This is a genomic window from Nocardioides sp. (assembly GCF_035547795.1).
In the GTDB taxonomy this organism is placed as follows: domain Bacteria; phylum Actinomycetota; class Actinomycetes; order Propionibacteriales; family Nocardioidaceae; genus Nocardioides.
Window position 1 is genome coordinate 1 of the sequence record NZ_DASZUF010000138.1, and the last position, 10,587, is coordinate 10,587.

Genomic DNA, 10,587 nt, shown 5'->3' on the forward strand with positions numbered 1-10,587 from the left:
AGCAGCGTGCGCAGCGCCCGCACCGCCACCGAGAGCCGCGCCAGGTCGGCCTCGCCCTCGGTGCCCACTCCCACCAGCGCGCTCGGCTCGGGCAGCTCGGCCCCCTCCAGCACCCGGGCGGTGAGCTCGGCGTGGACCGCATGCAGGTCCTCGCGCAGCGACGCCCGGGCCATCGAGGCCCAGCGGTCGTCGCGCGGCAGCGCCACGATCCGCTCCAGCAGCAACGGCAGACCCAGCCGCTCCCCCAGCTCGACGTGGACCCGGGCCACCTCGGCCGGGTCCTGGCCGGCCTTGAGCGCGACCTCGGCCACGCCGAGCATCATCGAGGCGGGATCGGTAGCGGCGACGCGCGCCGCCAGCTCGACGGGTACGCCGGCCTCCATCAGCCGGTCGCGCTCGGCCAGGAACGCCTCCTGGGAGGTGCCGACGAGCAGCCCTGGGAGCCGCGCCACGATCGCCCGGAACGGCTCGCGGTAGCGGGCCACGGCCGCCTCGGCATCGTCGATGCGTCGGGCCACGAGCCACCGGGTCAGCCGCTCGACCAGGGTGCGCAGCGCGATCCGCATCCGGGTCTGCACCGCCGCGTCGACCTGGTGGTCGAGCGCCTCGATGTCTGCTCGCAGCTCGGTCCAGCCGGCCAGCTCGCGGGCGACCAGGTTGGCCCGGACCAGCTCGACCGGGCCGGCCCCGGTCTCCGCGGCCAGCCTCGGCCAGAAGGACATCCCGGCGCCGTTGACCACCTCGTTGACCAACTGAGTCACCACGATCTCCCGACGCAGCGGGTGCTGCTCGATCGCGGCGCCGAAGCGCTTGCGGATCTCGTGCGGGAAGTAGGTCGGCAGTAGCCGCGCGGCGTACGGCTCGTCGGGCAGGTCGGTGTCGATGAGCGCACGGGCCAACTCGATCTTGGTCCAGCTCATCAGCACCGCATGCTCGGGCGAGGTCAGCGCGCCACCGGTCTCCAGGCGTCGGCGTACCTCCGGCGTCGCCGGCAGCCCCTCGACATCGCGCGACAGGACGCCACGTTCCTCCAGCTCGCTCATCCACTCCTCGTGCACGTGCAGCAGGGAGGGGCCGTTCGCGGCGGCGTCGGCGAGGGCGAGGTTCTGCTCGTGATTGTCGCGCAGCACCAGCTCGGCGACCTCGTCGGTCATCTCGCCGAGCAGCGCGTTACGACCGGCGACGTCGAGGTCGCCGGCGACGACGAGCCGGTCGAGCAGGATCTTGAGGTTGACCTCGTGGTCGGAGGTGTCGACGCCGGCGGAGTTGTCGATCGCGTCGGTGTTGAGCCGGCCGCCGGCCAAGGCGTACTCCACCCGGCCCGCCTGGGTCAGCCCCAGGTTGCCGCCCTCGCCGACGACCCGTGCCCGCAGGTCGGCACCGTTGACCCGGACCGCGTCGTTGGCCTTGTCGCCGGCCGCCGCGTGCGGCTCGTCGCTGCCCTTGACGTAGGTGCCGATGCCGCCGTTCCACAGCAGGTCCACCGGTGCGCGCAGGATCGCGCTGACCAGCTCGGCCGGGGTCAGCCGGGTGACGCCGTCGGGCAGGCCGAGCGCGGCTCGTACCTGGGCCGAGATCGGCACCGACTTCAGCGTGCGCGAGTAGACCCCGCCACCCTCGGAGATCAGAGAGCGGTCGTAGTCCTGCCAGGTGGAGCGGGGCAGGTCGAAGAGCCGGCGGCGCTCCTTGAACGAGCGCGCCGCGTCCGGGTCGGGGTCGAGGAAGATGTCGCGGTGGTCGAAGGCGGCCACCAGTCGCAGGTGCTCGGAGAGCAGCATGCCGTTGCCGAACACGTCGCCAGACATGTCGCCGATGCCGACGGCGGTGAAGTCCTCGGTCTGGCAGTCGATGCCGAGCTCGCGGAAGTGCCGCTGCACCGATACCCACGCGCCCCGCGCGGTGATGCCCATCGCCTTGTGGTCGTAGCCCACCGAGCCGCCGGAGGCGAACGCGTCGCCCAGCCAGAAGCCGTACTCGGCCGCCACCTGGTTGGCAAGGTCCGAGAACGTCGCGGTGCCCTTATCGGCCGCGACCACCAGGTAGGAGTCGTCGCCGTCGTGACGCACCACGTACGGCGGCGGCACCGTCTCGCCGTTCACCAGGTTGTCGGTGACGTCGAGCAGCCCGGAGACGAACGTCCGGTACGCCGTCGGCCCGTCGCCGCGCTTGGCCACGAAGCCGCCCTTGGCGCCCACCGGGACGATCACGGTGTTCTTCACCATCTGCGCCTTGACCAGGCCGAGGATCTCGGTGCGGTAGTCGTCGCGCCGGTCGGACCAGCGCAGCCCGCCGCGGGCCACCGGTCCGAACCGCAGGTGCACGCCCTCGACCGCCGGCGAGTAGACGAAGATCTCGAACTCCGGCCGCGGCAGCGGCAGGTCGGGCAGCAGCGTCGGCTCGAGCTTGAGGCTGAGATAGGTGCGCCCCGGCACGAACCAGTTGGTGCGCAGCGTCGCCTGGATGTGGGTGAGATAGGAGCGCAGGATGCGGTCCTGGTCCAGGCTGGCGACCTCGTCGAGCGCGGCGCTGATCTGCTCGACGATCTCCTGCTGACGGCTGTGGTCGCGCTCGGGGTCGAACCGCTCCCGGAACAGCTCGACCAGCAGCCGCGTGATCGGGGTGTTGGCTCGCAGCGCGCCGGCGATGGTGCGCTGCGCGAACGGCGTGCCGCCCTGCTGCAGGTAGCGGGCGTAGGCGCGCAGCACCATCACCTCGCGGTGGTCGAGCCCCGCGGCCAGCACCAGCGTGTCGAAGCTGTCCACCTCGCCGGCGCCGTCCCACATCGCTCGCAGCGCGGCGCAGAACCGGTCCGGGGCGGCAGGGTCGGCCAGCCCGCCCTCCCCGGCGTACCGGAGACCGAAGTCGTAGACGTGGGTCGGCACCTTGGTGTCGTTGAGCTCATAGGGCCGCTCGTCGGTCACCTCCACCCCCATGCTGGTCAGCATCGGCAGCACGTGCGAGAGCGAGAGCGGCGTGCCGACCCGGTAGATCTTGAGCCGGGCCTCGTCGTCGGCCGCACCCTCGGGCCGATAGACCTGCAGGTCCAGGCCGTCGTCTGCCAGCGCGGCCAACCGGGCCAGGTCCGCCGCCCCGGTCGCCGCGTCGAAGTCCTCCTCGTAGGCGGCCGGGAAGGTGCCCAGGTGGCACAGCGACTCGTCGTCGCTGCCGCTGAGAGCCGCGGCCAGCTCGTCACGCCAGCTGCGCGATGCGGCCGCCAGCCGCCGCTCCAGCTCCGGTACGTCGACCTCCACCGGCTCGGCCACGTGCACCACGAACTGCACCCGCGCCGTGGTCGACTGGCCGATGCGGACGAAGTACTCCACGTCGGTGGCGCCGTACAGCTCGGTGAGGATCTGTGCGAAGCGCTCGCGCACCGCGGTGGTGTAGCGGTCGCGGGGCAGCCAGACCAGCACCGAGACGTAGCGGCCGTAGGTGTCGGGGCGCGCCACCACCCGCAGCGTGCGCCGCTCGCGCGCCGCCAGCCCGGTGGCGGCCATCGAGGCCAGCTCGTCGACGCCGGCGTAGAAGAGCTCGTCGTGCGGGTACGTGTCCAGGGTGTCCAGCAGCGTCTGCCCGGCGTGGCTCTCGGCGGTGTAGCCACTGTGCGCGAGCACCGCGCGGGCCTTGTCGCGCAGCACGGGCACCCGGGCGATCGGCTCGGTGTAGGCGGTGGAGGTGAACAGCCCCAGGAAGAGCCGCTCACCGACCACCTCGCCGGCCTGGTCGAACGTCTTGATGCCGACATGGTCGAGGTACGAGGGGCTGACCACGGTGGCGCGCGAGTTGGCCTTGGCCAAGACGAGCAGCGTCTTCTCCCGCGCCTTGGCCCGCACCGGCGCCGGCATCCGGCCGGCCTCGGGGTCCTGCGGTGGGTCGTTGCGCAGGATGCCGAGCCCGCTGCCGGGGATGCCGCGCAGGAACTCCGGGTCACCGGCGGTGCCCTCGAGCCGGTACTCGCGGTAGCCGAGGAAGGTGAACCGTCCCTCGATCAGCCACTCCAGCAGCGCCGCCGACTCCTCGGCCTCGTGCGTCGTGATGCCGGCAGGCGGCGTGCTGCGTAGGCCGGCGGCGGTCTCGCGGGCGCGGGCGATGATCTTGGCGGCGTCCTCGACCGCCTCGCGGACGTCCTCCAGCACGCGCTGCAGGTCGGCGACGACGTCATCGATCTCGTCGTCGGGGACGTGGTCGACCTCCACATGCATCCAGGACTCCCGGATCGCGCCGTCGACCGGCTCGGCCGCCGCGTCGTCGACCGGGTCGACCGAGCGCAGGGCGCCGGCGACGTCGCGCACCACGTCGAAGACCGGGTGGATGACCAGGTGGACGTCGCGGCGCTGACGACCCAGCTCCATGGTCACCGAGTCGACCAGGTAGGGCATGTCGTCGACCACGATCTCGACCACGCTGCGCCCGCCGGCGCTCCACCCCTGCTCCCCCGCGGTCGGGGTGACCACCCGGACCCGGGCGGTGCCTTGCGGGCGGTGTTCGGCGAGGCCGAGATGCGAGCTCAGCGCGCCGTGTAGATCGGCGGGGCTCCTGGTGTCGACATCCTCGCGGGCGACATGGCGGACATAGGCGGGCAGAAGGGCGTCGAGGGGCTGCGTCGTCGTTGACACGCATCCGAGAGTAGACCCGGCATGATGAGGCCATGAGCACCACCGTGACCTTCGACATGACCTACGACGCTCCGCTCGCCGCGGTGACCGCGATGCTGGCCGATGCGGCCTTCCGCGAGGCCGTCTGCGACGCCCAGCACGCGACCTCCCGGTCGGTGTCGATCAGTGGCATCCCGGGCACGGTGGACGTGACCTTCACCCAGCAGACCGAGGGCATCCCGTCGTTCGCGCAGAAGTTCGTGGGCAGCACCGTCACGGTGAGCCAGCACGAGACCTGGTCGACCGCGCATGCGGCCACGCTCGACATCGACGCGGGCGTGCCGATCGCGGCCATCAAGGGCTCGGTCGCCGTCGCCGAGCGCGGCGCTCAGACCGTCGAGACGGTCACCATGCAGGTCACCGTGAAGGTGCCGCTGGTCGGCGGCAAGCTCGAGAGCCTCGTCGCCGACATGATGCGCAAGGCCCTGACCAAGGAGTACGCCGTCGGCAAGAGCTACCTCGCCGGCTGAAGGTCAGCCCGGTTTCGCCATTCCCCAGCGGCGGGGGGTGATGCCCCTCTACTGTCATCACCGAACTGTCGTCACCGACGATCGGGCGAGGGGAGGCGAACGTGACGGGAATCAGTCGACGGGCCGCATTGGCGACCGGCGCGGGCATCCTCGCGCTCTCCGCCTGGGAGGTCGGCGATCAGGACGCGGCCGAGGCCGCACCACACGGTCGCACGGCACTGCTGCGTGAGCACGCGCTGCACCGCAAGCACTACCTGCCCCACGTCGGCAAGGTCTTCCGGGCGCACCACGGTGGCAGGGTGCACCGGGTCAGGCTGGTCGCCATCGAGGACCACGGAGTCGGTCGTCACCTGCGCAACCGCAGCTTCACCCTGGTGTTCAAGCCGGTCGGCAGGCACCGGTTGCCGGACCAGATCTACACCCTGCATCGTCCGGGCGTCCCGACCCGGGCCCTGTTGCTGACCTCGTTGGGTACGGCCGGTCGGCTGCAGGCCGTGATCAACAGTGCTCACTGAGCCACGCCCGGCCGCAGGCCCGAGCCGCCGTACGGCCTCGGACTCGGACGCGCCGCTGCTGCGCCTGCTCTTCGAGGAGTCGCGGCCCGACCTGGCGGTGGTGCCCGCCGAGACACGAGCCGCGATCCTCGACCTGCAGCTTCGGGCCCAGCGTCGTCAGCAGGATGCCGACCACCCCGGCTGCCGCCGCGAGATCGTCGTCTCGGAGGGCGCGCCGGTTGGCCTGCTCGTGTCCGATCGCGACTCCGGTGCCGTCCACGTCCTCGACATCGCCATCGCCGTCGACCACCGCGGACGCGGCGTGGGCAGCACGGTCCTGACCGAGCTGATCGAGGAGGCACGCGGCTCGGACCGCGAGGTCACTCTCCAGGTCTGGGCCGACAACACGGGCGCCCGGCGACTCTACGAGCGTCTCGGCTTCGCCTATGTGGACCCGGCCACCGACACCGGCCATCTGCGGATGCGGTGGCGGCCCGACCCGATCACGAGGGATGCACCATGAGCGAACCGTACGTCGGCGAGATCCGGATCTTCGCCGGCAACTTCGCCCCCCAGGGCTGGGAGCTGTGTCAAGGCCAGCTGATGTCCATCTCCGACTACGACGTGCTGTTCAACCTGATCGGCACCACCTATGGCGGCGACGGCGTGACGACCTTCGCCCTGCCGAACCTGAGCAGCCGGATCCCGATCCACCAGGGCCCGGACTACGTGCTGGGCGAGAGCGCGGGCGTCGAGGCGGTGGTCCTCACGCAGGCACACCTCCCCACCCACACCCATCAGCTCAACGCCTCGACGCAGGCGGCCGTCAGCACCTCGCCCGCGGGTGCCAGCTGGGCGGCGACCGCGACCCCCCAGTTCAGCACCGACACGACCGCGCCGCTCGTCGCGATGTCGCCGGACGGTCTGACCAGCGTGGGCGGCGGCCAGCCGCACGACAACATGCCGCCGTACCTCGCGGTCAACTTCATCATCAGCCTCTACGGCGTCTACCCCTCCTCCACCTGAGCAGGCCATGAGCACTCCCTTCCTCGGCGAGATCCGTACCACCTCCTTCGACTTCGCACCCAAGGGCTGGGCGCTGTGCGACGGCCAGCTCCTGCCGATCCAGCAGAATCAGGCCCTCTTCTCGATCCTGGGCACCACCTACGGCGGCGACGGCCGGACGACCTTCGCCCTGCCCGACCTGCGGAGCCGGATCGCGGTGCACCCCGGCAACGGGCTCACGCTGGGCCAGACGGGCGGCGAGGAGTCGCACGCCCTGACCATCTCGGAGATGCCGAGCCACACGCACGTGCCGCGGAGCCACAGCACCGCCGACACCACCGATCCCACCGGCGCGGTGTGGGCGGCCGCCGCCCAGCCGGAGTACGGCGCACCGGGCAGCGCCGCGATGGTGCCGACCGCCCTGAGCAACGCCGGCAGCGGTGCGCCGCACGAGAACCGGCCGCCCGTCCTGGCGCTGAACTTCATCATCGCCGTCACGGGCATCTTCCCGAGCCGCAGCTAGTAGAGGCATCACCATGACCGACCAGTTCCTTGCCGAGATCCGGATGTTCGCCGGCAACTACGCACCCACCGGATGGGCGCTGTGCAACGGCCAGCTGATGCCCATCAGCCAGAACACCGCCCTCTTCTCCCTCCTGGGCACGACCTACGGCGGCGACGGGAAGACGACCTTCGCGCTCCCCGACCTGCGGGGTGCCGCGCCGATGCAGCAGGGTCAGGGCCCCGGCCTGAGCCTGCGCAGCCTGGGCCAGGAGGGCGGCCAGCAGGCGGTCACGCTGCTCAACTCGGAGCTCCCCAGCCACACCCACCAACCCGTGGCCACCGCCGCGTCGGGCACGACCGGCTCACCGGCCGGAGCCCGCTGGGCGACCACGCGCGTCGGGCGTCAGGGTGTCGAGGCCTACTCCATCGCGACACCGGACCAGTCCATGAGCGTGGCTGCCACCGGCCCGACCGGGGGCAGCCTGCCGCACAACAACATGCCGCCGTACGTGGTCGTGAACTACATCATCGCCCTCCAGGGCATCTTCCCGCCCCGCCCCTGACCAGCTCCCTCGCTCCCGCTCGCACCCACACGACTCTCGAGGCCCCATGTCGCTGCTCCGCACCTTCCGTCGTACCGTCGGCGCCGGCGTCCTCGCGGGGGCGATGGTGGCCACCACCCAGGCCGTGCTCGCGGTCGCGCCCGCGTCCGCTGCCACCGCCCTGGCGGTGAGCACGACCGCCGACGTCTCCGTCAGCAGCGGGGCCTGCGGCAACCACGCGATCACCACGCCGCCCTCGCCGCTGAGCCTGCGCGAGGCGGTGTGCCTGGCCAACAACATCGGCGGCGCCGTCACCATCAACCTGCCCGCCGGCCACTACGACATCGGCAGCAACGGCGAGCTGCAGCTCGGCAGCGCCTCCGGCCAGAACGTCACGATCGTCGGCGCGGGACCCGCCTCGACCATCATCGACGCCAACGGTGCCAGCCGCGTGCTCGACCTCGACTTCAACATCACCGGCGGCGTCTCCACCTCGATCACCGGGGTCACCATCGAGAACGGCCACGACAGCACCTACGGCGGGGCTGGCATCATCGGCGGCTCCAACCTCGCCACCACCGCTGACCAGCTCACCCTCGACCACGTAGTGCTGACCGGCAACCAGGCCAACGGCGCCGCGCCTACGGCGACCAACAACCCCGGCGGGGCGGTGCAGTTCTTCGGTGGCTCGCTCACGATCACCGACTCGGTGATCGACCACAACACCGCAGGAAGCAGCGACGGCTCCGGCGTCGCCTACCTGGCCAACGGCAAGGCCGACGGGGAGTCGCTCTCCATCACCCGGACGACCTTCAGCGACAACACCTACACCAACTCCGCCGCCAGCGCCTTCGCTCCCGCCGGCGGCGCGCTCTCGGTCGGCGCGCTGGCGACGAACGACTTTACCGTCACCGACTCCACGTTCAGCGACAACACGGCCACCGCGAGCGCGCCCAACACCGCCGTCGGCGCAGGCATCTGGCTGCAGAGCGGGACGCTGTCCGTCACCGGCACCGCGTTCACCGGCAACGTCGCCGGTGGCAGCGGCACGCCCGCGGGCGGCGCCGTCTACGCCTCGTCCGGCACGCTCAACGCACACGTCGACCTGTTCTCCGGCAACACCGCCGGGGCCGGCTCGGCGGTCGCGGCCGCCAGTGGCGCCATCGCGACCGCTACCGACGACTGGTGGGGCTGCAACGACCTGCCGGGCGCCGCCTCCGGCTGCGACACCACCAGCGGCCCGGTCGTGGCTGCGCCGCGGCTGGCCCTCACCGGCACCGCCACCCCGAGCGTGGTGACAGGGCCGAACGCCACCGCCACGCTGACCGCGTCGCTGCGGACCGATTCGGCGGGGACGACGTTGCCCGGCTCCTCGTTCCACGCCTTCGAGGGCCTGCCCGTCTCCTTCTCCGACCCTCCGGACAGTGCCACCGTGACCACGACGCCTGGCGACCACACCGTGGCCCTTTCCTCCGGCCAGGCGACGATCGACTACCACTCCAACTCCGTCACTGGTGACAGCCAGTCGGATGCCACCTTCGAGGCGGGCGTCGTGACGATCCCGCTGGTGGTGCAACAGGCACCCGCCATCACCAGCGCCGCGTCGGCGAGCACCGTCGCCGACCAGGACAAGACGTTCACCATCACCACAACGGGCTACCCGGCCCCGGCCATCACCGCCACCGGGGCGCTGCCGTCCGGGGTGACCTTCCGCGACGGCGGCAACGGCACGGCCACCATCAGCGGAACGCCGGCGCTCGGTACCGCCGGCGACTACCCGATCACCCTCACCGCCAGCAACGGCGTCCTGCCTGCCGCGATCCAGTCCTTCACGCTCACGGTGTACCAGGCACCCGCCTTCACCAGCGGCTCGACCGCCGAGTTCAGACTCGGCACCGACGACACGTTCGCCATCAGCACCTCGGGTGCCCCCGCGGTCTCCTCGATCAGCGAGTCCGGCGCGCTGCCCCCGGGCCTGTCCTTCGTCGATGACGGCGCCAACGCGAGGATCACCGGCAAGCCCACCGGCAGCGTGGGCGGCTCCTACCCGGTGACCCTGACCGCCACCAACGGCGTGGACCCCGACGCACAGCAGGACCTCGTCGTCCAGGTCGACGCGGCACCGAGCGTCACGAGCCAGCCGCACGACCAGACCGTGGCGCCGGGCTCGCCGGTCACCTTCACGGCGGCGGCCTCCGGCTACCCGGCGCCGCGCGTGCAGTGGCAGCGCTCCACCGACGACGGCACCAGCTTCTCCGACATCACCGGCGCGACCACCACCTCCTACACCTTCACCGCCTCGGCCGGCGACGACCGCAACCAGTACCGCGCCGTGTTCAGCAACGACACCGGCGAGGACACGACGACGGCCGCGCTGCTCCGCGTCGGTACGGCGCCCGGCTTCACCAGCGCCAGCCGGGCCACCTTCGTCGCCGGGCAGGCCGACAGCGTCGACGTCACCACCAGCGGCGTACCGGGCGCCACCATCACCGAATCCGGTGCCGACTTCCCGGACTGGCTCACGCTCACCACCAACACCACCACCGGCACGGCCACCCTCAGCGGCACGCCGCCGGCACACGGCGGCCGGACGTACACGTTCACCCTCGCCGCGAGCAACGGCTTCGACCCGGCGGCCTCGCAGACGTTCGTCCTCGAGGTCGACCAGGCGGCGGCGATCACCAGTGCCGACCACGCCACCTTCACCACCCAGCAGTCGGACAGCCTCGCCGTCACCACGACCGCGGGGTTCCCCACCGCGACCACGCTCACCGAATCCGGCACGCTGCCCTCGGGCGTGACCTTCGTCGACGGCGGGGACGGCTCGGCCACCCTCAGCGGCACCCCAGCACCGGGCACCGGCGGCACCTACCCGATCACCATCACCGCCGACAACGGCGGCCGGGCGCCGGCGACG

The 10,587-nt window shown here is 71.7% G+C and carries 8 protein-coding genes; 7 read left to right on the forward strand and 1 reads right to left on the reverse strand.

Annotated elements, in window-relative coordinates:
- On the reverse strand, positions 1-4,616 hold a 4,616-nt coding region (locus tag VHA72_RS09275; RefSeq protein WP_325574490.1), incomplete at its 3' end, for an NAD-glutamate dehydrogenase.
- A 32-nt stretch (positions 4,617-4,648) separates the two neighbouring features.
- Here VHA72_RS09275 and VHA72_RS09280 point away from each other — a divergent pair.
- From VHA72_RS09280 to VHA72_RS09310, 7 genes are all read left to right on the forward strand, one after another.
- Complete coding sequence (locus VHA72_RS09280; protein ID WP_325574492.1) at positions 4,649-5,125, forward strand: DUF2505 domain-containing protein; 477 nt, start codon at positions 4,649-4,651, stop codon at positions 5,123-5,125.
- A 101-nt stretch (positions 5,126-5,226) separates the two neighbouring features.
- Positions 5,227-5,640: a DUF6916 family protein gene (locus tag VHA72_RS09285; protein ID WP_325574494.1), complete on the forward strand. Its 414-nt coding sequence runs from the start codon at positions 5,227-5,229 to the stop codon at positions 5,638-5,640.
- Complete coding sequence (locus VHA72_RS09290) at positions 5,630-6,142, forward strand: GNAT family N-acetyltransferase (protein ID WP_325574496.1); 513 nt, start codon at positions 5,630-5,632, stop codon at positions 6,140-6,142. The genes VHA72_RS09285 and VHA72_RS09290 overlap by 11 nt, the downstream gene beginning before the upstream one ends.
- Positions 6,139-6,645 carry a phage tail protein gene (locus tag VHA72_RS09295; RefSeq protein ID WP_325574498.1) on the forward strand — a complete coding sequence of 169 codons (507 nt, stop codon included), beginning with the start codon at positions 6,139-6,141 and terminating at the stop codon, positions 6,643-6,645. The genes VHA72_RS09290 and VHA72_RS09295 overlap by 4 nt, the downstream gene beginning before the upstream one ends.
- A gap of 7 nt (positions 6,646-6,652) precedes the next feature.
- Positions 6,653-7,147, forward strand: a complete 495-nt coding sequence (locus VHA72_RS09300; RefSeq protein ID WP_325574500.1) for a phage tail protein — start codon at positions 6,653-6,655, stop codon at positions 7,145-7,147.
- 13 nt (positions 7,148-7,160) lie between these two features.
- Positions 7,161-7,691, forward strand: coding sequence for a phage tail protein (locus tag VHA72_RS09305; protein ID WP_325574502.1), 531 nt, complete (start codon positions 7,161-7,163; stop codon positions 7,689-7,691).
- A gap of 46 nt (positions 7,692-7,737) precedes the next feature.
- The coding region (locus VHA72_RS09310; protein ID WP_325574503.1) for a beta strand repeat-containing protein at positions 7,738-10,587 on the forward strand (2,850 nt) is incomplete at its 3' end.

Excerpts from the sequence above, each read along its gene's own strand:
- VHA72_RS09280 (WP_325574492.1), top strand. The coding sequence starts at position 4,649 with ATGAGCACCACCGTGACCTTCGACATGACCTACGACGCTCCGCTCGCC.
- VHA72_RS09295 (WP_325574498.1), top strand. The coding sequence starts at position 6,139 with ATGAGCGAACCGTACGTCGGCGAGATCCGGATCTTCGCCGGCAACTTC.
- VHA72_RS09300 (WP_325574500.1), top strand. The coding sequence starts at position 6,653 with ATGAGCACTCCCTTCCTCGGCGAGATCCGTACCACCTCCTTCGACTTC.
- VHA72_RS09305 (WP_325574502.1), top strand. The coding sequence starts at position 7,161 with ATGACCGACCAGTTCCTTGCCGAGATCCGGATGTTCGCCGGCAACTAC.